The sequence below is a fragment of the Paenibacillus sp. J31R30 genome (assembly GCF_059692115.1).
In genome coordinates this window covers 249,511-274,921 of the sequence record NZ_JCAUAV010000001.1, presented here as the reverse complement: position 1 = coordinate 274,921, position 25,411 = coordinate 249,511, and the positions used below count along the sequence as shown (strand labels likewise).

15 protein-coding genes are annotated in these 25,411 nt (G+C 42.9%); 3 read left to right on the top strand and 12 right to left on the bottom strand.

The genetic code is table 11. The annotated features are described in order from the left end of the window. Positions 1–120: 120 nt before the first annotated feature. Both AC58QO_RS00915 and AC58QO_RS00910 read left to right on the top strand, forming a co-directional pair. Positions 121–402 carry a hypothetical protein gene (locus AC58QO_RS00915; RefSeq protein ID WP_497263187.1) on the top strand — a complete coding sequence of 94 codons (282 nt, stop codon included), beginning with the start codon at positions 121–123 and terminating at the stop codon, positions 400–402. Beyond that, on the top strand, positions 327–812 hold the full coding sequence (locus tag AC58QO_RS00910; protein ID WP_497264349.1) for a putative endonuclease domain-containing protein: 486 nt from the start codon (positions 327–329) through the stop codon (positions 810–812). The genes AC58QO_RS00915 and AC58QO_RS00910 overlap by 76 nt, the downstream gene beginning before the upstream one ends. A 1,414-nt stretch (positions 813–2,226) precedes the next feature. Here the strand turns inward: AC58QO_RS00910 and AC58QO_RS00905 are convergent. The 12 genes from AC58QO_RS00905 to AC58QO_RS00850 form a co-directional block, all read right to left on the bottom strand. Then, a complete protein-coding gene (locus AC58QO_RS00905; protein ID WP_497264348.1) occupies positions 2,227–4,590 on the bottom strand; it encodes an AraC family transcriptional regulator in 2,364 nt (787 codons plus the stop codon). A gap of 59 nt (positions 4,591–4,649) precedes the next feature. Then, positions 4,650–5,417, bottom strand: coding sequence for a sugar phosphate isomerase/epimerase family protein (locus AC58QO_RS00900; RefSeq protein ID WP_497264347.1), 768 nt, complete (start codon positions 5,415–5,417; stop codon positions 4,650–4,652). Positions 5,418–5,457: 40 nt separating this feature from the next. Further along, on the bottom strand, positions 5,458–8,514 hold the full coding sequence (locus AC58QO_RS00895) for a hypothetical protein (RefSeq protein WP_497263185.1): 3,057 nt from the start codon (positions 8,512–8,514) through the stop codon (positions 5,458–5,460). A 258-nt stretch (positions 8,515–8,772) separates the two neighbouring features. Next, positions 8,773–11,817 carry a glycoside hydrolase family 2 TIM barrel-domain containing protein gene (locus tag AC58QO_RS00890; protein WP_497263183.1) on the bottom strand — a complete coding sequence of 1,015 codons (3,045 nt, stop codon included), beginning with the start codon at positions 11,815–11,817 and terminating at the stop codon, positions 8,773–8,775. A 93-nt stretch (positions 11,818–11,910) separates the two neighbouring features. Next, positions 11,911–12,819 carry a phytanoyl-CoA dioxygenase family protein gene (locus AC58QO_RS00885; protein WP_497263181.1) on the bottom strand — a complete coding sequence of 303 codons (909 nt, stop codon included), beginning with the start codon at positions 12,817–12,819 and terminating at the stop codon, positions 11,911–11,913. A 36-nt stretch (positions 12,820–12,855) separates the two neighbouring features. Next, a complete protein-coding gene (locus tag AC58QO_RS00880; RefSeq protein ID WP_497263179.1) occupies positions 12,856–14,406 on the bottom strand; it encodes an ABC transporter substrate-binding protein in 1,551 nt (516 codons plus the stop codon). A gap of 53 nt (positions 14,407–14,459) precedes the next feature. Further along, the gene (locus tag AC58QO_RS00875; protein WP_497263177.1) at positions 14,460–15,422 is read right to left on the bottom strand and encodes a carbohydrate ABC transporter permease; all 963 of its coding nucleotides are present in this window, start codon (positions 15,420–15,422) and stop codon (positions 14,460–14,462) included. A 24-nt stretch (positions 15,423–15,446) separates the two neighbouring features. After that, positions 15,447–16,382 carry an ABC transporter permease gene (locus AC58QO_RS00870; protein WP_497263175.1) on the bottom strand — a complete coding sequence of 312 codons (936 nt, stop codon included), beginning with the start codon at positions 16,380–16,382 and terminating at the stop codon, positions 15,447–15,449. Between the two features lie 191 nt (positions 16,383–16,573). Further along, positions 16,574–18,190 (bottom strand): response regulator transcription factor, encoded by a 1,617-nt coding sequence (locus tag AC58QO_RS00865; protein ID WP_497263173.1) that lies wholly within the window; start codon positions 18,188–18,190, stop codon positions 16,574–16,576. Then, on the bottom strand, positions 18,183–19,970 hold the full coding sequence (locus AC58QO_RS00860; RefSeq protein WP_497263171.1) for a sensor histidine kinase: 1,788 nt from the start codon (positions 19,968–19,970) through the stop codon (positions 18,183–18,185). The genes AC58QO_RS00865 and AC58QO_RS00860 overlap by 8 nt, the downstream gene beginning before the upstream one ends. A gap of 226 nt (positions 19,971–20,196) precedes the next feature. Continuing rightward, on the bottom strand, positions 20,197–21,519 hold the full coding sequence (locus tag AC58QO_RS00855; RefSeq protein ID WP_497263169.1) for a CBM96 family carbohydrate-binding protein: 1,323 nt from the start codon (positions 21,517–21,519) through the stop codon (positions 20,197–20,199). Between the two features lie 307 nt (positions 21,520–21,826). After that, positions 21,827–24,409 (bottom strand): GH116 family glycosyl-hydrolase, encoded by a 2,583-nt coding sequence (locus tag AC58QO_RS00850; protein ID WP_497263166.1) that lies wholly within the window; start codon positions 24,407–24,409, stop codon positions 21,827–21,829. A 147-nt stretch (positions 24,410–24,556) separates the two neighbouring features. Between AC58QO_RS00850 and AC58QO_RS00845 the strand changes: the two genes are divergently transcribed. Next, the gene (locus AC58QO_RS00845; protein WP_497263164.1) at positions 24,557–25,411 is read left to right on the top strand and encodes a helix-turn-helix domain-containing protein; all 855 of its coding nucleotides are present in this window, start codon (positions 24,557–24,559) and stop codon (positions 25,409–25,411) included.

Sequence of the window (25,411 nt, the reverse complement as noted above, 5' to 3'; positions counted from 1 at the left end):
TTATGGTATATTTACTCCCGTTACAAAACTTACATATGGTTGTGAAGCACACGCCGCTTTTCCAAGTTCAGCTCATGCTGGCTCGGGAGGCGGCTTATTTATTTCCAGGGGGCATCGTTCATGAAAATACCGTTTATCAGCTTATATGATACCTATGTAGAAAAACATCGTAAGTTACGCACTGGTGAACGACATCGTCGACTCCTAGATGGGCTTGGGCACGCAGAGAAACTATTTCTTGAGAAAGTTTGGTTTCCTGCATTTGGCCATTTTGAGTTTCTTCATCCTGAGTTTGAAGTTAAGGATTTCCGTGATGCACACGTTTCATCGACTTCGCATTCATACGGCAATCCCTCAAACTCGCCATTGAAATTGATGGCTTTACAACACATGTACAATTAAGCCGTTCTCAATTTGCTGACCAGCTAATCCGCCAGAACCATCTCATCCTAGACGGTTGGAAAATACTACGGTTTACCTATGACGATATCAAAGATCGCCCACGTATGTGCATACAAATTCTCCAACAATTCATGGGCCGATTTCTTGGAATTGTTGATGCAGCACCTATTCCGATGAATGCTCTTGAGAAAGAAATCGTTCGATTAGCTCTTTCTAATGATTCACCGATCAAACCATTACACGTTAGTAATCTGCTCAAAATCAGTATCCGGAAGTCATGTCTCTTGCTCAAAAGCATGTGCAAAAAGTCCCTACTCCAGCCTGCAGGAAAAGGAACGTCTTGTGTACGAAGTTACAAATTACATGATTATGCGTTAGCTATTTGGGAAGCTAATAATCATGTGATTTGAAGTCACGAGTTGCAATTTACTTTCGAGCGTGCATTTTTCGGCGGCTCAGAGTGAACTTGAGGATGATGTGCTTTTGAGACTGCTATTTTCGACAGCTCTCGTTGGCGTTTCGACTCTTTGACTAGTTTGATTAGCTGAGCGTGCATTTTTCGGCGGCTCAGAGTGAATTTGGGGATGATGCGCTTTCTGAGACTGCTATTTTCGACCGCTCACGTGGCGTTTCGTCTCTTTGACTAGTTTGATTAGCTGAGCGTGCATTTTTCGGCGGCTCAGAGTGAATTTGGGGATGATGCGCTTTCTGAGACTGCTATTTTCGACCGCTCACGTTGGCGTTTCGTCTCTTTGACTAGTTTGATTTGCTGAGCGTGCATTTTTCGGCGGCTCAGAGTGAATTTGAGGATGATGCGCTTCTGAGACTGCTATTTTCGACCGCTCACGTTGGCGTTTCGACTCTTTGACTAGTTTGATTAGCTGAGCGTGCATTTTTCGGCGGCTCGGAGTGAATATGAGGATGATGCGCTTCTGAGATTGCTCTTTTCGACCGCTCACGTTGGCGTTTCGATTCTTTGACTAGTTTGATTTGCTGAGCGTGCATTTTTCGGCGGCTCAGAGTGAACTTGAGGATGATGCGCTTCTGAGACTGCTATTTTCGACCGCTCACGTTGGCGTTTCGTCTCTTTGACTAGTTTGATTTGCTGAGCGTGCATTTTTCGGCGGCTCGGAGTGAATTTGAGGATGATGCGCTTCTGAGACTGCTATTTTTGACCGCTCACGTTGGCGTTTCGTCTCTTTGACTAGTTTGATTTGCTGAGCGTGCATTTTTCGGCGGCTCAGAGTAAATTTGGGGATGATGCGCTTCTGAGACTGCTCTTTTCGACCGCTCACGTTGGCGTTTCGACTCTTTGACTAGTTTGATTAGCTGAGCGTGCATTTTTCGGCGGCTCAGAGTGAACTTGAGGATGATGCGCTTCTGAAACTGCTATTTTTGACCGCTCACGTTGGCGTTTCTTCTCTTTGACTAGTTTAATTAACTGAGCGTGCATTTTTCGGCGGCTCAGAGTGAACGTGAGGATGACGCGTTTCTGAGATTGCTATTTTTGACCGCTCACGTTGACGTTTCATCTCTTTGACTAGTTTGATTAGCTGAGCGTGCATTTTCCGGCGGCTCAGAGTAAACGTGAGGATGGTGCACTTCTGAGACTGCTATATTCGACCGCTCACGTTGGCGTTCGTCTCATAAGGAGTTGAATACGGGACAGTGGCGGGGAGCGAGTTGGGTTGAAGTGCCAAGCCTATTCAGCCGCTGCATTCACATAGGGCAAGCCCCCCCCCCCCCGGAAAAGTTATGCACAAAAAGACAGGGCGCTAGCCCTGCCTTTTTCAAATGTTTATTTCACTTTTGCCTATCTCAACGTCAATCCCCTTGATACAGTTTAACTGTCTTCTTCTGCAAGGCGTATTCCCGAGGCGTAACATGGAACCTCTTTTTAAATAAGCTAAAGAAATAACTTTCATTCACAAACCCAACCTGCTCCACGATTTCACGAACGCTAATTTGTTGATCGACCAACAGTTCAGCAGCCTTCTCCATCCTCCATTTATTAATATAGTCTGGAATAGAGATATCCATCGATTCCCTGAAAATTTTGCTAAGCTGTCTTGAGGATATTTTCATCGTGGCAGCAATGGAAGGCAGGTTGAGCGATAGATCGCGATAATTCAGATGGATATACTCTTTTACCGCATCGACAATGTAATAATTGTGTTCATTATGCTTGTCAGTGCTGTCGTTCACCATCGCATCCTGGAGGGCAGCCTGCAGCAGATCACGGATCTCGATGATCGTTTCCTTCTCGAGCAGACTACGACTTATCGCTGAGATCGACGAGGACAGATTCGAGGAAGCTGCAAACTTCGTTTCCGAAAGCGCATCTTTGATGGCGTCCACGAATCGAATGACCGATACTAAAGCATTATTATAGTTCAAAGCCCCAATCTCATTGAATATTTGTTGCAAATGTTCACTTGTTAGCGAGGCATTCCCTGCTTTCAAAGCTTGTAGGAATGTCTCTTCCAAGTTCCGATCATAGCTCATTTGCTTATTCTCACTATTTCGTTTGATCATCTCAGACGTGATAATGGTTGAATGACCAAAAATAAAGCGGTACATCGCTTGATTCAGAGATTGATTATACAAGTTAGCCAATTCGTTCAACGCATGAACCGGGTCGCTCACCATGCAGGACAGGGTGATTTTAAAATAGCGAAAGACATTGTTTTGAACTTCCTGCATGAGAGAATGAATGTTTTTTGTGTAAGCCGACTCCTCTTCCGGAATACGAACGATTAACACGACTTGATCATCCAACATATCTAACCCCTCGTTTGGATATTCCCTTCCTACGATTTCAGAGGCGATGTTACTGATGGCATATCGGATCGTTTCTTGATCTTTCGCCTGTATGTTTTGTTTGAAATCCTTGTATTTGTCAATCTTCATAATAATCAATGCATACGGGCCTTGAAGCGGAAGCGAGATACGCATTTCTGCAAAAATGGGCTTAAGCTCGGAACTTCTTAGTGTCAAACCTTCACTTACAATCCGGTTCAGCCAATAGTTCTTCATCACATTTTGATAGCGAAATTTCTCTTGATTAAAATGTTCAAGCTTTACCATCGATTGTTTATAAACGGTTCCTAAATAATTGATTTCATCGATCATGTCGACTTCTTCCAATTGGGAATGACGTACTCGGTCCGACATAATCGTATGAACCAATTTATCGAATGGTTTGTAGATTCTATGAGAAATGCTGAATGACAGGACCAAAGCCAGTACAATAAAGATCAGTGTAATGAGTACGATGGTTGTTTTCAGCCGCTCAATGGATTGAAACACCTGATTAACCGGCTGCGTCTTGATCAGCGTTAAGCCTGTTTCTTTCTCGATCGCATACGTGACATAAAGCTTAGCACCCTCATACTTGCTCTGGAAAAATCCATTCTTTTGAGCATCGTCATGCGATGCGGCGTAATTCCTATATTCATTTTTCAGCCACATTTTGTATTCGACTTGTTCCGTATTACCTTCAAGGAACTCGCCAGCATCATCCAGCACATACACTCGATCGCCCTTCTTGGGATCAATGGAATTGATCTTTACGATATTGTTGATGAGCCACTCTGGTTTGACATTGACGACAACGACACCATCTGGTTTCGTGTTCGAAATCGATGAACTGTAGATAAAATATGAGAATACCCGCTCGGGCACCGTTTTCCCGTTCACCAGATTTTGAATATTACGAATGACGGGTTTCAAAACAGGCAGCATCTGATTCGCATTATAAAAACCATCGACAAATGGATCCTTGAAAAAAATGGAGCTCCCTACATTATAAAATTGATCTAAATTTCGATTATAGATACTGACCGAATGAATATACGGATTCGCTGTCACCAAGGAAGTTACAATCGTATTCAATCGAGTGGCGACGTCAGCCATATTTTCGGTTTTTGCATACATAATCGAAGCCACATCACCATTTACGAATAGAAATTTGCTAAGGTTTTGGATCGATTCATCCATCACGTCCATATTGTATTCGATCTGATACAAGATTTTCTGGTTGGACGTAGACTCATTCCGAAGCAACAGCTTCTGCGTACTTATATATTCAACGAGAGAAAGAACAAGGACTAGCAGCAGCACAGCCGCGCTAATCCATAATACCATTCTTGCAAAATACGTTTTGGTTCCAAACCATTTTCGCTTCATCAAAATGGCCTTAACCTCCTCGTGTATCCAATAGGTTGATCTAGCTTTGAATGGGTGAGCTACACGTCAATACCGAGCCTTTTCAATCTCTCTAAACTAATTGTCATACTATCAAATGGATTCCGATCCCAGCAGAAATCCTGCTCAACCGCTCCCCACTCCACACCGATTTCTCGGCATACCGCTAAAATCCCGGCAAAATTCATATTCCCCTCACCGATTTCAGCAACACGCTGCTCACGGGCATGGGTCACTAACATATCCTTCAAATGAACAACTTTCATCCGGCCATTGAATTTGCGAATCCATTCAATCGGGTCCGCTCCGCCGGCCTGTGCCCAATACACATCCAGCTCAAAGTGGAAGGCTTGACGATCTGAATTGTTCATTAAGATATCCATGCCAGTTTGACCCTCAAATTTAGCGAATTCAAAATCATGATTATGATAAATAAACGTCAATCCTGCTTCTTGCAGCTTCTTCCCAATCTCTGAAGCCTCTCTGGCAAATGCAGCGTAACCTTCCCCGCTACCTTTATATTCGTCCGGTAATCCCCCAATTCCTACATACTTACAGTCCCAAATGTGATGTTTTTCAATAACGCTATCTATGCGATTGACTAAGTCTGCGTAGCTGATATGGGTAGCACATATTTGAAGACCTTCGGCATCGGTCATTTCCTTCAATTCCTTGTTCCCGATCGGCCCCATTCCCGAAACCTGGACGGCGTTGTACCCGATTTTCTTCACCTTTTTGAGTGTAGTAGCAATATCCGTTGGTGTCTTGAGATAATCACGAAGGGTATATAATTGTGCTGCGACTTTCATATCTTTCACCGCTCTCTCATTTATTTGCTTATAAATTGTTTCATTCTTCTATCCAAATTATCGGTTGATCGGTCAATCCAAAGGGGACAATTGCGTAGTCATCACGCCATAGATTCGCTTGGCCGTTCAGCCTGCAATCGTACCAATCAACTTCGCCGATTCCTGGATACGTCCAGCTAGTCTGACCTGTGAAGCTTTCGGGACTGACCTTCGTAAGTTCACCCCCGATATGGTGATGAGGGCCAAGCATATTTCGTAGTGAGTTAGCTATCGTGAGCTGCAAGTGATTTTCGCCTGCGAGCAAAGCTTCCGTTACTTCAAACCTCCACGGACGGCTGGCGATGGTTCCCAGCATTTGCCCGTTCAATTGACATGTAAGCGTTATCACATTGATGCCAGGGAAGGAAACAAAATATCGCTTATTATCCATTTTCATCGGCATGGAGAAGCTGCAAGAGAGTGTATATTCACCAGCGTAAAAAGGATATCCCTCGACAGCTAAGTCACCATCAACCTTCTCTCTTTCAGCCGCCATCACAAAAGTAGAAAGTCTGTGGGCGCCTTCCGCTTCTTGCGGCGTTGCTTCAGAACTTACCGCCTTGATTCCAAAGTCACCCGCGATATAAATGCTCTCGATTTCCGTCCCGTATCTTGGAACCGAATGACTGCTATCCAAAATAGGAGCTATGTAGGTGAGATGTAGCGTGATGTAATTAGTGCCTATTTGCAGTCCGTCTGTGATGTCTATTTTACGAAAGGAAGCGTCTCGATAAGTATCACATCTTGAAACATCAACAGATACACCGTTCACACTGATGTTCTCATACATCTCTGGCTGCTCGACAACAAGATATGCCTGGATAGGTTGGATTTCCGCTTCAAAATGATACGTCAGATTTAGCGAGCCGTTGTACCCATTTGCGGTAAAACGTTCATGAATACCAATAACGGGCTCCGCATCGCTGTAGGTTACTCCCCCGTCAGTCGAGTAGCTAGCAAAATCGAGCGTCAGTACATTCGGATCTTGACGTATACCTTTCCACGGCCCTTCCAATGTCATGACAGGCTGGAGCTTGCCCGGGAGATCATAATCGCCTGAGATTATGGCCTCTTGCGAAGCATCACCCGTCGTCACGATGAAGGAATGCGCGGGCTCTAATTTCAAATGGAACATCCCGTCTTGGTCTGGTTTGAGATTGTAGGCGTGCCCCGTTTCAGGATCCCAAAGTACCGTACTTTCCACTACTTCCTGCAACTTGAACGCACATGCCAGTTCCTGTGATCGGGATAAGTTAGTGAAGTAAATGAGACTGCCACCCTGTAAATTTCTATGTTGTGTCCACATGGATGAGACCTCTTGGCCAAACAATTGAATTGCTGGTGCAGACGCTTGTGCTAGGGTTGATTCCAGTTGGTCTTCTAGAATGGGAATGGCATAATCTCTCAGCTTAGCAAGGGCAGCATTGTCCTCTTCCCCATCCACATAGATGGGAAATCCGCCAATGGCAAGAACTTTTCCGCCGTTCTGTGAAAAAGATTCAAGCAACCTAAGCGTTGATGGTCGAATAGTGCTCATGTAAGGCAGCAGGACAACCTTGTAACGCATGTGTCCAACCTGCAGCTGATTCCCTTCGATCTTGCCAATGTCTTGAAGAATTTGCTCATCGCCGAGATCATAATCCCGATGAATCCCCATTAACTTCTCCAAAAGCGTAATAAATTTTGTGTCGCGTTCATTAATGCTAGTTGTTTTAACGGCATTAATGGAAACAACATCCGCCCCTGTTAATTCCATGACACAGCTTTCCAGCGGATGTAAGACCAACAGATCCGGCGCAAACACCCCTTGAGCCATGGAATAGCAGATCCTCGCCATGTAATCTTCGACCAGCTTGTTGCTTTTCCAATAGGGTTGCTGTGGTGATATCGTCGGCGGATAATCACGCTTTCTGCAGCCCTTCATGCTATATAAAGCAAGATGCGGGCAAAAGTGATTGATGCCAAGCACAGCGTGCCAACCGGCGATCCATTTACGATCTTCAAAGCTCATATTTTGACCGCTGATTCCAAATAATTCAGAGAGCCTTCGCTCCATGCCATACTGGTTGGCTACGCTTGTTAAGCTTTTGGCTGCAATGAGCCCGCCATCAATTCGTAAGCCCAAGTGATCAATGCCGGGCTGCTGCATATGACGATACTGGATCATCATATTTCCTACATTTAGAATAATGGAACCAAACGAGTTCTCCCCATTAAAGTGACCTGTCCATGTCAATCCCGTTTCAGCGCAATATTCGCCAATCTGGCGGCTAAAGCTGCTTTCCAACAGAGAAGCAAGACTCCGGTAATAATCCAGTCTAACCTTTCTATAATCACCCGTATTTTCAAAAAGTGCTTGAACGCGATCCATTATGTCATAACCATGCTGGCGTTGAAAAAATTCTCTCAACCAAGGCGAGTAGCTGATCGTCCCCTGATGGGGGAAGCTAACTTGTCTAGGACTGATCTGGGGTTCATCCGTAAAAATCCCTTTTGCCGTATGACCAAGAAAGGACTTGTATTTCTCTACATAAGGCGCGTAAGAACAATCGATAAATGACTTCACCATCTCCGGATTCATCAAATCCACCCAACAGGTGCCGTTGTACCACGCATTGCCTAGCGCATCTTTGCAGCTTACATAGATGAAGTGATCATCTTCTTGAAGCCATTCACAGTTAGGCGGAAGGTCTGAGCCTTTATCCAACCTAATCAGTGATCTTGCATGATAATCTGAACTTAAATTAGGCACAATCCCGCCTGCGAAACCGGAGGGCCATTTCTCTTCGTCATAAAACCACGCCTCAATACCCAGCTTCTCACACTGTTCACAAGCAGCTTGGATCGCCGCCCACCATTCTTCTCCTAAATATTCCGTCATTAACCCAGTTCGGCTGTGGAGGTATGCGCCCCCAAATCCGCCTTCAGCGAAATGCTTCAGTTGTTTTTTTATTTCAGCAGGTTCCAATCGGTCGTTTAAGGACCAGAAAGGAATTGAGCGAAATTGTACGGGAGGATCCTTAAACGCTTCAAACTGAATGCTCATCGAGTCTGACATTGCAATACCTCCTGGGTAGAACCTAGCTTGGTAAGGTGAGCCTTCAACTCACCTCTACAGTCATTCTAGGAGTCGCAATTCACAAAGTAAATTGCAAAATGGGTAATTCTCTTGGATTTCCGTCATGTTGACTGCAAAGTTTCGGGATGCACCTGTTCGAGGTGTAAACGCATTTCGATTCAAATAACATGATCTTATACAAATAATAAATAAGAGCAGTAAGCCATAATCGCTTTCCGCTCTTGCGAACATTAAAACCTATTCATCCTCTTTAAAAACAGGAATAATATCTACTTTAAACTCAAACTCATTTTCATTTAACTGATACTGTTCCAACAACTGCGGTCCACATGAACCAGAGCCCACTCCACTCATTCGGTAATCTAGATGGATAATCGTCTCTTTACGTTTGATTAGCTTATAATTGTGTGAAGTCTTCGTCAAATCATTCGGAGTGAAGTGAGAAGCGTTGAAAGAGAATGGACGCTCAGCCTCAAATCGCAGTCCCATTCCAAGTAGGTTCGTGACAGATGACCATTCTGTTCCATATCGGGAACCATTCTCCTGAGGCTTAATATAATCCTCAAACATCCCATTAACAGAGGTTCTATACTTGCCCTTCCTCACGCTTTGCCGCTTATCCTGATAGCTTTCATGCGGGCCGAATCCAACATATTCAACTTCTTCTGCGCCTTCCGGCATCGTAATCTGCAGTCCGAAACGAGGCAGAAACGGAAGCCCTTCGCGCATACGAATATCTGCCGCAAGCGATATTTTACCTGAGCCAGAAATTGTCCATACCGCACGTCCATGCAAAATAGGATATCGAATGTATCCACCTAAGGAGAAATTTACGCAAATTTCGATCTTCGCGCCCGTGCGTCTTTGCCATTCACAGTCATAAACCTTCATCGTCGTTCGATCGAAGCCATCCTCCATCCACGATTTTTTCACATACATATCGTTGTCTGTCGGTGCGCGCCAAACGGTGAAGACAGCAGGACTACTCAGTAGCTCAACCCCATTCATGGACAATCCGATGAAGGTTCCTGCCTCCATGTCAAAGGTATGAATAAATTCCAAGCCTTCTATTCGCAGTCTAGATCCATTCTCACTAACATGAACTTCTTCATTGTCATTGCGATGTTCATGTGCAGATACTTCTGTTTGTACGGGTAAAATGAACTGCTCGAAGCTGATCTCATGCCCTAGCTCAGCCCAACCTGTTTCATACTTTTGACGGAATGATAACGTTAAGACGATCTCGTGCTGCGAAGAAGGTGGAAGTTGATAAGGAATGTGCAACTCAGATTTACCTTTTGCAGGTACATGAAGATCCATTTCCATGCCTTGTTCAAGAATTTCACCGTGGCTCTCCGTTTTCCAATGCAGTGATACATGCGACAAATCGATGAAGTCATAGTGATTGAAGATACTAAACATCCCTATTGTCAAATTGATCTCTTTCGCTCTAACAGGCGCTATGACTTGTTTAAGTTCGAGCAATCCGGTATGGGGCTGCCGATCTGGACTAACAAGACCATCCAAGCAGAAGTTGCCATCATTCGGCAGATCGCCGAAATCTCCACCGTAAGCATAATGAGGAATTCCATCTATGGAGGTTGTTGCAATGCCATGATCGCACCATTCCCAGACACACCCTCCCATTAAATTGGGATAGTGGTTAATTGCTTCCCAATAATCATGTAAATCGCCCGAACTATTTCCCATAGCATGGCTATATTCGCATAAAAATAATGGCTTCTCATTCGAGTGGTTCCTGCCATACTCCTTAAGATAATTTACCGACGTATACATACGACTTTCTATATCTAAGCATTCGATATGCTTACTGCCTTTATTATCAGGGGCAGCTCCTTCATAATGAACCAGTCTGTATGGATCGCGCCCTTTCGTCCATTCGGCCATTGCGATATGATTGCAGCCATAGCCTGACTCATTTCCCATAGACCAAATAATAACAGAGGGATGATTCTTATCCCGTTCCACCATTCGTATGGCGCGTTCCACGAAAGCATCTCTCCACGTTACATTCTCAGATAGCTTATGAATAGCGCCGTTCTCCCAATTACCAGCCATTCCAATGCCATGGCATTCCAGGTCGGCTTCATCTATGACATAAAATCCAAGCTCATCACACAGATCCAAAAACCTTGGGTCATTTGGATAATGAGCGGTACGAACCGTATTTATATGATGCTTTTTCATTAGCAGTAAATCTTGTTTCATATGTTCGAATGGGATGGTTTGTCCAAGCTTGGGATGCGAATCATGCCGATTAACGCCTTTCAGCTTCACAGCAACCCCGTTTATCTGGAAAACATCATCGTTAATAGCAATGCTCCGAATGCCAACTTGGAATCGTAAAATTTCATTCCCAGCTTTCAGAATGAGTTGATAGAGGTGAGGTTGTTCCGCATTCCAAAGATAAGGATTTTCAACTCGGAGTTGAAAGGTTCCCTGATAGATTCCCTGGCTCGATCCGATCCTATATTCTGAGGAATTAACCACTTGATTGTATCTGTCTCGCAACTCAGCCTTTACCTCAAGTTCGCCCGTTGACGCCAACGTAACGTTCAAATCCGCAAATTTATATGCCGAGTCAAGTTCCTGCTGAATATATACATCTCGAAGGTGAGTCTGATTTCTTGCTAGTAAATAAACATCTCGGAAAATCCCTGAATATCTCCACGAATCCTGATCCTCCAAGTAAGTACCGTCACACCATTTTAAAACCATAACCGCAATCCGATTCCCGCCTTGCTTCATATACGGTGTAATGTGAAATTCTGCAGGCATACGACTCCCCTGACTGTAGCCAACATATTCACCATTTACCCATAAATAAAAGCACGAATTGACGCCTTCAAAAACAATATACTTCTCTTTCTCTGACCATCGATCTGATAGTTTAAAATCCCTGATATATAGACCTGCAGGATTCGTATCAGGCACGTAAGGAGGATCACATGGAATGGGATAGTTGACGTTGGTATAATGCATGTGATCGTAGCCATTTGTTTGCCAGCAGGAAGGTACTAGCAAGCTATCCCAAGACTGTGTGTCAACATCAGGTTGATAAAATTCGTCGATGACTTGATTCACACTTTCCTTATACTGAAATTTCCACAGGCCGTTCAATGTCTGATAGTAAGATGAGCTGCCTCTACGGGTAAGCTGATCTCCGTTGCGTTCATCATATGGAATATAAGAGGCCCTTGCAGGCTCCCGATTTTCTTCTAACACCTTTGGATCTTCCCAAAATTTATGTACTGGAATCATTCGCATATCTCCTTCTTTGCAATTGGGTTAACCGATATAAATAAACAGACTGCCGATGACCACAGCAGCCTGTTATTCACCTACCTATTGGATTCAAAGACCCAATGAATTCCGAATACTCATTTCTAAAGGCGAATAATCGACTTCCTGACTTCGATTCAGATTCATACGCTCTTTCAACGGTGTTGTCTTATTGCACATGAAGCGGGGTATTCCACTGTGGTTCTGAGATGCTGTGTGGTAAAGAAAGGGGTGACAAAGAATGATATCCCCTGTGGATGCTGTAGTCTCAACAACCCGCAATTCTATACCATCAGCATCCGTATGCCACGTGTTCATAAATTTTTCAATTCTGTTCCCCGTGCTTTCATCCTGTGATTTCGTTAGCCCTGTCAGCTCCGACAAGTACGGGTGTTGCCTATTTAAGCTATCAATCGCTGCTTGCGATTCCATCCCCTCTGGATGCCCAGATAGAAACCGAGCTACTAGCTTATGTGAGCCTTCCAGCACTAACGTGCCGCCGCCACGAGGACCTATTTCGGAAAAAATACATAGACATAGGAGTCCTTGCTCGGGGCTATCGACATAATGCCGGAAATGAATGCCATCCCAATGCCAGCCATCTGTAGGAACATCCCACTCTCTGTCAGCCCCAAGTGCAAAATTGACCGGCCACCAGCCCCACGTCGATTGAACCTCATCCATACCATACACACCGCGATCTTGCCAACGACCAGGTCCGATCAAGTCCTCAATCGCATCCGCCATTCGTTGCGTATTACACTGGTCAAACTCAGGACTTCGATACGCTTCCTGGATATAAATAATGGGTTTATCCCAAGTTGAAGGATCCTCTTGATAAACCCCTCTCTCGCGAAGCTTTTCCCATAGGAACTGCTGACATGCAAGCGCAGTTTCTCGTGGGAAGGCTCCACTTACCTTCACCCATCCAAGCTCCTTAAATTGTTCGATTTGATCGGAACTTAATATTTTCTCAAACATACGAGCTCACCTCGAACTATACGACTTGATTAGGTCTTACTTCTTTGTTTTAACCCACTCGTCCAGTTGCTTTTGTTTTTCGGCGATAATTTTATCGACACCAATCGCTTTCAATTTACTGATATATTTAGGCAAATATTCTTTGGGATCAACGGTACCTGAGAATAAACCAGGTTCAAACTCTTTTTTCGCATTATTAAAGGCGGCAATCTCATTCTTCACAGGTTCTGGGTTAAAAATAAATCCGAGTACACTCGCTGTTTCAGCAGATGCATTGAACTTTTGGAAATTTTCCCACTTTTTCGGGTTTTCATTTGCCCACAGATAATCATTAAATTGGTTACCGAACATCCAAGCGCCATTCAAAACATAACCTGACGTTGTACCGTCTAAGCCAGCAGGGAAGTCAATAATATTGTCGCTCTTTTTAACAAAGTGCTTTCCTTCGATTCCGAAAGCGAGCAAATTAACTAAATATTTGTCTGTATAAAGTAAATTCAGGAACATCATCGCGCGATCTGGATCCTTCGAAGTTCTGGAGATCGATGTCATGGATCCCGTCGTATCGGAAGTTCTAACGATCGGCTTGGTTAATTCTACCTGTACCCATTGAACACCGGAAGCCAAACTATCCTCAGCATCTTTACCAGGCTTAAGTTGTTGGACATACGAGAATGCCTTTCCAGCCTTTAAAGCCCCTGTCGTATCCCCAATTGTTGCAGCATCTTTATTAACGTAACCTGCCAAATACCACTTGCGTGCTAAATCCATTTGATCTTTTGCTTTTTGGGTTTCAAATGCATTAACAACTTTGTAATCTTTGGCTCCTCTCACAACCGAACCAGGACTGCTGTCGCCTAAATCCTCGTAATTCAACGGATTCAGTACCCAATCGATACTCGTATCTTTATTCAAATATAAGGGAGTCACACCAGGCTCTTTATCTTTAATCATCTGATAAATCGGCTCTAGGTCTTCCACTTTTTTGATTTTTGTAATGTCAATTTGGTATTTATCAATCAAATCTTTGCGCAGCATAACCCCTGCTTGACTTGCTATCTCTTTATTAATGGGTAAACCATACTGTTTGCCATTCACCTTAGATCCATCTAACAAGACTGGATTAATTACTTTTTTGAGATCCGGTGCATTTTTGTCAATGAGTGCCGTCAAATCAATAATATTACCTTGCTGAATTTTCGTGCCAAAGTTATCCCAGTTCATGGTTTGTAATAAGTCAAATGGCTCACTTGATGCAAACTTTAAGTTAACCTTATCCTGCCAGCTTCCCCAATCGATCACGGATAATTCAAAGGATGCATTAATCTTATCCTTCAAGTATTTACTAACTTCTTGATTCACCAGCGCTAGATCTTTAGGTGCACCTGATCCAGGTACGACCATCTTGATCGTATACGGAGCCAGCTCAGGCTTCTTGGACGGGGTGACCGTCTCTACTTTCGTACTAGCGACGGGTGTTGCACTTGCGATCACCTCTTCCTTTTTGGTACTGCAGCCCGTCATTACAACGGATAAGGAAAGAAAGGTTACCATGGATAATTGAACTGTTTTTCTAGTGTTTTTCATACTTGACCTCCTAAGTATATTTCTACTATATACTAACCAGCGTAGAACTGGAATTAGCCTTTTACAGCACCAACGGTCAATCCTTTTACAAAATACTTTTGAAAGAATGGGTAAGCGAATATCATCGGGCCCGTTCCAATAATACACATGGCCATTCGAACCGTTTCATTCGGTACCTTGGCGATTTCGGATGAACTGATACCAGAGGCGACCTGCGCATTCGATATTAAAAACTGTAGATTGATTAAGACCTTATACATCATGTACTGGAGATTGATGATTTTGTCATTGTTAATAAAGATTAGGCTGTTGTACCAACCGTTCCAATAACCAAGGGAGTAGAACAATCCAATCGTCGCAAGAACAGGAAGAGATAACGGCAACACAATTTGCGCAAAAATTCTGCCTTCACTTGCCCCGTCTATACTTGCCGATTCAATAATCGAAGGATGAATCGTCGTTTGGAAAAATGTTCTCATCACGATGACGAAGAAGGCATTCATCAATAATCCTGGGATAATCAAAGCAAATATCGTATCTTTCATATGAAGAATATTGGCAAACACCAAATACCAGGGAACAAGACCGCCATCGAAAATCATGGTAAAGAAAATGATGAAGGAGAACAATCCACGATAACGGAAGTCATTTCTTGATAATGGATAAGCAAAGAGTGCCGTAATTAATAAACCAGTAATTGTACCTACAACGGTTACGAGAATGGAGATTCCATAAGCTGTTATTATATTCTGTATATCAAACCAGAGATATTGATAAGCAGCTAAACTGAACTTGTGAGGAATTAACTTGTAACCTTCCAGCGCTACCCATTTTTCATCCGAGAACGAAACAGATACAACGAGTAACACCGGCATGAGACTTAAGCAACTGTAGAACAGGAAAAAGAAGTTGAGCATGATGTTTGTTTTGTTAGTAATCGCAAGCGGATCTTTATACTTCCTTTTTATGCTAGCTGCATCATGTAAACGCTTTTCCGTAGCCATAGATGTATCCAAGCTCATAATCTCCTTTCCCCTTTACTAAAAGAGTGCGTTTTGTTTATCTATTTTACGAACCAGATAATTCACACTTAAAACTAGTACAAAACCGACTACAGCTTGGTATAATCCTGCAGCTGATGACATCCCTGTATCCCCTAAGCGGAGCAATGCGCGATACACGTAGGTGTCAATGACATTTGTCGTCGAGTATAAGGCCCCTGCATCCAAAGGCAATTGATAAAATAATCCGAAATCGGCATTTAAGATGTGACCGATCGCTAGCAGGGTTAGAATGATCATCATCGGCTTGATAGCAGGTAGTGTGATGTTCTTCGTTAGCTGCCATTTCGTAGCGCCATCCGTAATTGCAGCCTCATAATACTCTTTATCAATACCTGCGATTGCCGCAAGATAGATAACGGTTGAGTAACCAATGTTTTTCCAAATATGGACAATGGGTAAAATATAGGGCCAATATTTAGGCTCACTGTACCAGGAAATCGGGGCAATACCCAAAGGAGCTAAAATATTCCTATTTAGAAATCCAAACTCCTCACTCAGAAATGAGAAACCCAAGTAACCAACAATGACAGCCGATAAAAAATACGGGAGAAACATCACACTTTGGTACAAATTAGCAAAGTAGCGATTTTTTAATTCATTCAATAAAATTGCGAAGGTAACGGAAAACACTAAGGTTGATGCAATAAATACAAGATTGTATAAGATTGTGTTTCGGGTGATCACCCATGCATCACTTGAATTAAACAAAAATTTAAAATTGTCGAAACCTACCCATGGACTTTTCCAAAAACCCAACGCATAATTAATGCTTTTGAACGCAACAACCGTTCCGAACATTGGAATGTAATTGTTGAAAATTAAGTAGATGGTCCCCGGTAACAACATGAGAAGCAGGTACCGTTCTTTAAATATATTTCTCAACAATGATCCTTTTCTCGATTTTTGAATCATCGTAATCACCTCCCTCCATAGTCGAACATCTCTGATACCCTTATTATAAAGGTGTGAAATCAAGGTTCCTACGAAGTAAAATGACCTCCCTGACGGTTTTATGACAATCAACATCTATAAGCAATCATCATGTAAACATAGATAAACCCTTGGATGAATTAAGACATTCATTCAAGGGTTTATCTACGGAGTCAACCTATATTTTGGTAATGTTTGCGAAATTCTTGTGGGCTAATACCTACTTGTTTCTTGAACATTTTGGCAAAATGAGAGAAGTTATCATAACCCATAGCTTCGCAGATTTCACTTATCTTGAGATTCGATTCAGTCAGCATGGTTTTGACTTTCGTCATTTTGGCATAGATGATAAAATCCATTAAAGTTTGCCCTGTTTCTTTTTTGAACAGCCGTGATAAATAGGCAGAATTCAAGTAAACATAGGAAGCAATGCTTTCTCTGGTCGCATCCTTTAAGTTGGCATGCACATATTGTTTGATTTTTTCGATTAATGAGGAATTATCCAGCTCTTGGCAATGAATATAGTCGACTCCAGCTGTGATAATACGTGATGCCCACAATTTAAATTGAACGATTGAACGTGTAGCTGATGCTTCCCCAACCCACTTTTTCGAACCGATGAACTCCTTTACGGACCAACCTCTTTTATGCGATACCTGATAAACCATTTGCAGCACCGAATGATACAAAACGTCTATCGTTTCGGAAGTGATCGTCTGATCTTGAAGCCCTGTCAAGACGGCTTCCATTCTGTTCAAGAGCTCTTCTTTTTTACCAAGTTCAAATAATACCGCCCAGTCAACCCAATCAATCACAACAGATGATTTTTTCTGATCCGATGGATTCGCTGGCTGGCCTTGTTGAAATTGAACAACCTTCATATTGGTAATATTGCATGCTTCCAAATCAAGTAATGCATGATAATTCTCACTTAACTCCTTGATATGAACTGGCCTTCCCACGTAACAAGACAAGCTGCAATAAAATAATTGTGCGCATGCTTCAATATACTTATAACAAATCGCGTGTAATTCGTTCATTTGCAGGTCTGTATGCGCTGTCAAATGGATCAAAATGAGATGAATGCCGTTTCGATCTTGAATAACATCCCCTGGCATGGATTGGAAGAACATTTCCGCCGCGGCATTGCGAAGCGCATACTCCATAATTTCTTCATCACGCAAGCTAAACTCTTTATTCCAAAGTTCTACACTAAGTAGAATTGGCAAAATCAGCGTATTGGGGTCAAATGAGAGATTATAGGATGGCAGCAATTCTTTCAAGTTCTCTGCATTCGGAATGACACGCTGTGATAGAATGTCTTGCCAAAACCGCTCCGTCAGCAGCGGCTTCTGCTTTTCCCACAGCTTGACATACGTTTGGTAGGTTTCATCAAATTGATCAACCTTCTTCACTTCCTTAAGCCTGTCTAGCGCTTTAAGCATCACTCGCTGCAATTGAACCATATCAATGGGCTTCAGTAAATATTCGAAACTTCCTAAACGAACAGCCTGCTGTGCATAAGAGAAATCCGCATGTCCGGTCAAGAAGACAGTCACGATTAGCGGGTAGTTTTCTTTCACCCAATCAACCAATTCAAGTCCGTTACTCCCGGGCATCTCAATATCGCTAAGCATAATATCTATGTTAACCGTACGCATAATTTCCATAGCCTCATCGGCATCGTACGCACAATAAATGCCACTATACCCCAGCTCAGACCAATGAATCCCTTTCAAAAGTGCCTCTACGGCATACACTTCATCATCGACAATAAGCAAATTATACATCCAAACTGCCTCCTTGATCTGCTGCGACCAGTTGAATAGGAATGATTAAGCGGATGATAGTTCCCTTCTCAACACCATTATCGAACAAAATTTTCACTTGTGAGCCATACTTTATTCGTAGACGATGGTGAACGTTCCAAATGCCAAGATGGTTATGGCCTGATCCAGATCCCTCCGTATATTGACCTGTTTGAAACATTTGCAACTTATCCGCTGGAATTCCCTTTCCGTTATCGATAATGAGTACCTCATAACAGTCTGGTGAGCCTACCGATGGCTGTACCTTTATTTCAATATGAAAGATGGCCTTTCCTTTATCCATCCCGTGAATAATCGCATTCTCCACAAAAGGTTGAATCATTAAGGGAAGAACGCTATTCTGCGAATACGCCTCTGGCATGGATATATCAAACAACAATTTATTCGGAAAACGCAGTTTTTGAATTTCTAAATAATGCTCGATATGTCCAAGCTCTTCGGAAAGTAAAATCGTATCCCGATGAGCCCGAGTAATAAAGCGAAAATAATTAGCCAAATGTTTGGTCATTTCTTGAACTAAGTTATTTTTTTCTAGCAAGGATAAGCTGAAAATGATATTTAAGGAATTCAAATAAAAATGCGGGTTAATTTGGGTCTGTAGATGATTGAATTCAGCTTTTTGCGCTTTAAGCATTTCTTCGTATACATTAATTTTCAACGTATGAATTTGGGAGGACATTTTGTTGAATGTTTCGATTAAGAAGGAAAATTCTGTGGTCGAATTATCTTCTAGTCTAACATCCAGATCCCCACGGGTAATTCGACGCATCCCTTTAATAAGTATATTCATTGGCAGCAAAACAACTTGCTTTACAAATAATAGATAAAAAATGAGTACAATGAGCAATCCTAAGGGAATCAAAAAGAGCAGACGTTGAAAATAAAGCAGCTTCTGAAGCAAAACTTTTTCAGGAATGATGACCGAGAGACTCATTGTCGCGTACTGAAAAGGGAACCCAACAAGCAAATACTTGGTCCCACTGGCTGCATTTGAAAACGAGACATATTTGGAGTCGGAATGGTTCCATTTTTTGAGAATCTCATTTACATTATCCATAGATAATGTAGTTGGTAGCAGCGGCGTGCCGTCATTGGACATAAGCAGGAGCTCTTTCCAACTGCGTCCACGGTTAGGCAGCTGCAGAGGACGCAAAAAACTTTCGATATCAATCACTGCACCAACATAAAGCTCTCGATTAATTTCCTTTGGACTAATTTCGATAACTCGCACCAAATAGTTTTTATGTTCCCAAGACATGATCTGCCAGTTGAGAAAATCAATATGCTTATTGTCTTGAAAAAACGAATGTAAAACGCCCTCGAATTTTTGAACATCTTCATAGGTATTCTGTTGGGTGATCATATCATTATTTTTCTTCGAATAGACAAAGAACGTATCGATCCCTTTATAAATACTAAGATCATCCTTAAATTTTCGTAAAAACCATTGTTTGGCCATGAAATATTCGCCGCTATCCATGGGGTACAATGTAAGCGGAATCAAATTGGTATAGGAAAAATCACTTGTACCTAGACGTAAAATATAATTGCTCGTATCTTCCAACGTTTGATCCAGCAAGGTAACTTTGGATTCTAGAAGATCATAGTAAGACTGCGACACTTCATTTCGAACGACATTCATCGAATAAAAATTATTGTAAAACAGAAAAAAGATCAATGGAGCCGTTACGATAAAAAAACCAAGAATGAATTTGAATTGCAATGTTTTTTTACGAAGCATTCCGCTAACCTCTTTTTCACTTCATTTTATTGGAAAAACATGTCATAGGAAAGGTTTAATTTACGATTCCTCCTATCGGGTTATCCACTCTCAATTATATAGGTAAATTGCAATTTCCAACATATCGGAAAATGACTATACTGACGGTTTTGTGATCCTTTTATTAAGAGTTCAAAGATAAACCCTCCATCAGTTTGAACAGAAGGAGGGTTTACTTACTGTCTATTTAATTATTTTTCACATATACGCGGAAGTAATCTAAGGAGAACGCTGCTGGGAACGAAGAGGCAACTGGATTATTATTCGTGTTTCCACCCATGGCAAGGTTAATGAGAACCTGCGGTGCTGGGCCATCCCATCTGAATAGCGTTCCTTTAACTAAGGTTCCATCTACCCACTTCTGAAGATTGCCTTCCTTCCAAATAAGCGTATATAGATGATAGTCATCTGAAAAATCCGTTCCAGGATGCCAGACCCATTGATTCGTCATGATACTGTAATAATCAGAAAATACACCATCACCATGATCAAATCCCGTCCAGTCATACGTATTCTGTGTTGGTGTATCAAAGAATTCAACGATATCTATTTCAGAAGTCGTAGATCCAGCACCACCAGGAGAATACAGCCAGAAGGCAGGCCAGGCTCCCACTTTTTTAGGTATTTTGGCTCTTAGCTGAAAAATATAGGTTTTCCCATCGTAAGGATAGAAGGTTTCCTTCGTCGTGATTTGGCCGCTGCTTATTCCTCCATCATAGACGCCGCCTAAGTTTGGTGTTGCTGTTAACTCCAAAGTTGTAGATGTTAAATTATGATTTGTGCTATTAATAGGTTGATAACGCTGCCATTCATTATTGATGACCGTTGTTCCTGCTACACCATAAGCGTTAAATGAATTGGAAAGAGATGTAATACTGTTGACGTTGCGTGATGTTCCAAACGAGTAGTCTCTAAATAACGTATAACCCGTAAGGTCTGGTCCACTTGGGGGTGGAGTTGTAGTCGTAGTCGTAACGATGTTGGGTGTGGTTGTTCCTTCTTTCGTGGAAAAAGTAACTTCATTTCCGGAGATACCCTTTAAGATGATGGAATACGTTCCATTGCCATTCACAAGGGGTTTAACATCAAAGGAATAGGTCGTTCCTGCCACAAAAGTCATATTTTTCGATGATAACAAGGCACCTAGAGCAGGCTGGAAATTCCAAGCAAGTGTTGTTTGATTCCAAGTATCATTACCTGTTCCAGCATATGCGCCTATATTCGCTACTCCACCAACGATACACTTCACATTAAGAACAGCAGTTGTAATGGTTCCCGAGTTACTGACATTGAATTTCATATACGATCTTTTGTCTTGCGAAAAATTCACTGCCATCGTTGTTGCTGTAGGTCCAATTAAACTTGTTCCCCACATGGTTGCATCATCCGAAGCATTGCTGGTTACAGTTGCAGCATTCGCTTGTTGGTTATCAACAAAAAATAAAGTAGATAGAACCATTATCATAACCAAGAATGATGATATGAACGAACTTTTACTCTTCATTGTCATAATTTCAGCCTCCAGTTTTTCCATACTTTTATTGAAAGCGGCATCAAATTTCACCATATCTTTCCATGCTAATGTTCGGAGCTCCCCCCTTCCTATGTAAGGCTCATGTTAAAGAAGAAACCCTTGCAAATTCATGTTAAAGCATAAGTAATCATAGTATGAATAGCTAAGTCCCACAACGAACTAATGTGATCTATTTGACGCTTTTATGACAAGAATTAGGTTTCGGAACAAATTTTGGTCTTCAACAAATAGCCTGAGGCTTTATCCCTCAGGCTACCATGTATCGTGGAAAATAGAGCATAGTTTATGAGCGGAGCTTGATGACAAGCGGATGCGCTACATCCAACTTATGCCCGCCAGTAAGATGAATTTCATTCCCAACGATGCTGTACGCCAAGTTATCGCCATTCCATTCCATGTGTTCAATAGCCATGAGTTGCTCCACGGGAAGTTTAATTATCTTTAAGTCGAGCTGGCCACCTAAAATTTGAAGGAGCATTTGCTCCGGACGCTGCTCGAAGATCCCCCAGCCTGCATCGAGTGACCAGAAGGTACGGAATATCCCTTCTTCGGAATACACAGGGTTAAATCCGATCATCCCTGTAACCATATTGTATTCAAATCCGCTGAAAGCCTGCAGCAAGGAGTAGCTCGCCATCGATCTGGCGTAATTGCTGCCGCACTCGATCTCGTTCCACGGATTACGCTTTTCCCCGTCGTAACGAGCACGAATCGAATGAACGATGGACAGTCCTTCTTCGACGAATCCTTCTTGGATCATGTGCGAAGCTGCCTGATACTCAAAGCCCGTCATCGTTTCCGTGTTGTAAGTCAAAGGAATCGCTGGCTTGCTCGTTCCTTCGGGCCATGTGCAGATCACAATGCCCCCCTCGTCATTTAGCGAGTACAATCTCCAAGTATTGGACTCGTGTCTCATGCTGGCTTTAAAATTATTTCGATAAAGAGACTGTAGTGCAGTGCGTGTTTGACCTCTATCAAAAATATCTCCAAGCCCGCATAAATTAGCATGCCACTGCGCAATGACCTGATCGATGACACAGCCTTCAGCAACCTGATATTTAATTTCTCCCAATTCCTCGTTCCAGTATTGACGAACCGTTTTTTCATCAAATTGATCGAGCAACGATTTATCCGATAAATCGACTTGCTGTACGTAATACTTACCATTAAAAAGATGCTCATCTACCCATCGTTTGCCGTTTTGAAACAATGAGCTGAACTCATCTGCTGTCGCTTGATCGCCTAGGCATGCAGCCATTTCGGCACCCGCTTTGAGAGCAGCCAAATAAAATCCGCTTAGCCAGGAATTGGGACCATAAAGCTCCATATCCAACGTATGATGCTGTCTGCCTACAAGAACTCCCTGCTTGCCAGGATCCCACTTGTCCTCGTTGCTGTCTGCCCAAGCGTACATTATGGATTCTTTGATAGCAGGCCAAACAGATCGCAGCCAATCCGTGTCACCTGATATTTTCCAATCGCGATAGGCTTTAATGACGCCGCCAAATTGTCCGTCAGCACAGGCGCGGAAGTCCATCCTTTCTCGTCCTAGCGGCAGCATTAAGCGGAAGGACATTCTACCGTCCTCGCGTTTGTTGTACTTAAAATCAAGATCCCTCATACTTCGTTCCAGCGCTGGGAACAAAAATGGCAGCGCATAGGCATAGTTCCACACATGCGTGCAGGAGCCTTCGCAACACCCGGTATCCTCGATGCAGCCCTCAAATCCATAAAAAGAACCATCGGTCAGACGTAAGCTCGTCGGCGATTTGATGACCGATAAGTTCGCAGAAACCGCGTCTTTGACAACGTCAGGCACCGTGGAAGAAAACAACGCTTCTTTTAAAGCAAGCGTATCTCCGAGTAACCGATCCCAGTGCTCGAGAGCATACTTCGCGCTCGCCCGAGAATTTTCAAATAGGGTTGCATAGTAATTTCGCCATACGTTAGGGCCCTCTGGATTCGGATTCCAAAAATTGTTCACATTCGGGAAGTGCCAGCTGATGGTGAATCTAATCTTTTTCTTCTCGCCAGGCAGCAGCTCCATATGCGCAGCAAGTGATGTCGTATCTTTCCTGTACATGGGAGGCTCATCCTCACGATACTGCCTGTTGCGCAAGTGTCCAGGTTGCGTAAAGTCATGCCAGAACATCTCCAGATTATCGCACCATCCGCCCCGGTACCAAAATTCTTGATAGCTAACATCTGCCGCATCTGTGGCAATCGTTATATCTCCAAAGTTGGGATCTTCGCGGTCAAACTGATGCGATCCTAACTGGATTGAATGGACACCTCCAGTTTCACTGTACTGATGAACAACTTTCTCTGTTGGAATCGGGTTGCCGGCAGACAGACATAGTGTGTAGGTAATCGACTCATCTGTCGTATTTTCCAGTTCCCACTCAAAAAAGGCTGCAGGTATACTTGAATCATCCGCTTGAAGGGGAATAAACGGGTTAAAGGCCAGTAATTCCATACGTCCTGGAAAATTCGTATCCTTAAATGACATTTCAGCCAGTGGAAATTCTCCTCTGAACTCTACTTCTTCAAAATGCGGCATGCCTGCCATCGTCTGACTCTCTGGACCGAAGCCATACCCGCTATGTAGAGGCGCACCACGAAGGTGTTCACCGATGTAAGAACCTTGCAAATCCCCATTCAACACCCGTGCATCCAACACTTTTCCATCTCGTTCTGCCTTTACAGCAAAGTGGCTAAAACCGTTGAAGCTCTTCTTGTTCGGACGATTGAAAATTTCCCAGTCCACCAATCTTCCATTCCCTGCAAGTCCGATACTTCCACTTCCGATTCCACCTAATGGAAAACTGATTTCCCGCGTTTTGGCGCCTTTATATACGTTTTTCATGGATGTATCCTCCCTATGCTACATGATATACTTTAGTAACCTACTCCCTTTATCATAATGGAAACATAGACTGAATTCTTTGTGGATTAACCGCTTTTTTTATGTAAAAAACAACTGCGATCGCATCCTGAAAGAGGTGTCACACTTGTGATTTTAGAAAATTATGCAGTAGCTCCTTTCATTCGTATCGCGGGCTATGCAATTCGACAACCGTTTGTATTAGGGGAACGCAACTTGCTGGATTACATCCTCTTTTATGTGCAAGAGGGTCAGTTCGAGATTCAGCTGAACGGTGACATCCATAGGTTGAAGGAAGGCGACCTTTGCCTGTTTCAGCCTGGGGACGTGCATACGATTAAGGGGATAACCAATACAATTAATCCCTATATTCACCTTGATTTCTTCTATAATCCATTGAGGGAAAGCAGCTTTGTCACCTTGCCTGGGCAATTGGACATGACGCCATATACCTCTTATATGCAACCCAGGATGCACGATTGCGAGGAGCTCCGAATTCCTTTTAAACTGGATACGGCCCATTCGTATAAAATGAGAGATCTGGTACTGAAAATGATCGAATGCTGGCAGCAGCAAACGTATATAGGCGTCATGGAAGCCAATCAGCTAGCTCATGAATTTCTGACTGCTTTATTCAAAAACTACATGCAGCCCCAGCCGGGATCGCTATCTCACCAGCCTTTTTTAAATTGGATCACATCTTACTTTGCGTTCCACATTTCCGAACCAATCAACGTCATCGATATGGCAAGAAGAGCCGGGCTTTCGCCATCTCGATTTAATGTCCTTTTCAAACAGCATTTTGGCACGACACCGTACCAATATTTGTTGCATTTACGCATCCAGCATGCCCAGGAGCTATTGAAGGAGGGGTTATCCATTCAGAAAGTGAGCGAATACTGCGGATTTACAGATGTTCATCACTTTTCCAAAACGTTTAAATCGATAACGGGTATTAGCCCTGGTCAGCATAGAAAAATTTGA

What these genes read in the sequence shown, in the direction of transcription:
- AC58QO_RS00905 (WP_497264348.1), bottom strand. Translation starts at nt 4,590, where the DNA reads ATGAAGCGAAAATGGTTTGGAACCAAAACGTATTTTGCAAGAATGGTA.
- AC58QO_RS00855 (WP_497263169.1), bottom strand. Translation starts at nt 21,519, where the DNA reads ATGACAATGAAGAGTAAAAGTTCGTTCATATCATCATTCTTGGTTATG.
- AC58QO_RS00880 (WP_497263179.1), bottom strand. Translation starts at nt 14,406, where the DNA reads ATGAAAAACACTAGAAAAACAGTTCAATTATCCATGGTAACCTTTCTT.
- AC58QO_RS00850 (WP_497263166.1), bottom strand. Translation starts at nt 24,409, where the DNA reads ATGAAAAACGTATATAAAGGCGCCAAAACGCGGGAAATCAGTTTTCCA.
- AC58QO_RS00870 (WP_497263175.1), bottom strand. Translation starts at nt 16,382, where the DNA reads ATGATTCAAAAATCGAGAAAAGGATCATTGTTGAGAAATATATTTAAA.
- AC58QO_RS00885 (WP_497263181.1), bottom strand. Translation starts at nt 12,819, where the DNA reads ATGTTTGAGAAAATATTAAGTTCCGATCAAATCGAACAATTTAAGGAG.
- AC58QO_RS00865 (WP_497263173.1), bottom strand. Translation starts at nt 18,190, where the DNA reads ATGTATAATTTGCTTATTGTCGATGATGAAGTGTATGCCGTAGAGGCA.
- AC58QO_RS00915 (WP_497263187.1), top strand. Translation starts at nt 121, where the DNA reads ATGAAAATACCGTTTATCAGCTTATATGATACCTATGTAGAAAAACAT.
- AC58QO_RS00895 (WP_497263185.1), bottom strand. Translation starts at nt 8,514, where the DNA reads ATGTCAGACTCGATGAGCATTCAGTTTGAAGCGTTTAAGGATCCTCCC.
- AC58QO_RS00860 (WP_497263171.1), bottom strand. Translation starts at nt 19,970, where the DNA reads ATGCTTCGTAAAAAAACATTGCAATTCAAATTCATTCTTGGTTTTTTT.
- AC58QO_RS00890 (WP_497263183.1), bottom strand. Translation starts at nt 11,817, where the DNA reads ATGATTCCAGTACATAAATTTTGGGAAGATCCAAAGGTGTTAGAAGAA.
- AC58QO_RS00900 (WP_497264347.1), bottom strand. Translation starts at nt 5,417, where the DNA reads ATGAAAGTCGCAGCACAATTATATACCCTTCGTGATTATCTCAAGACA.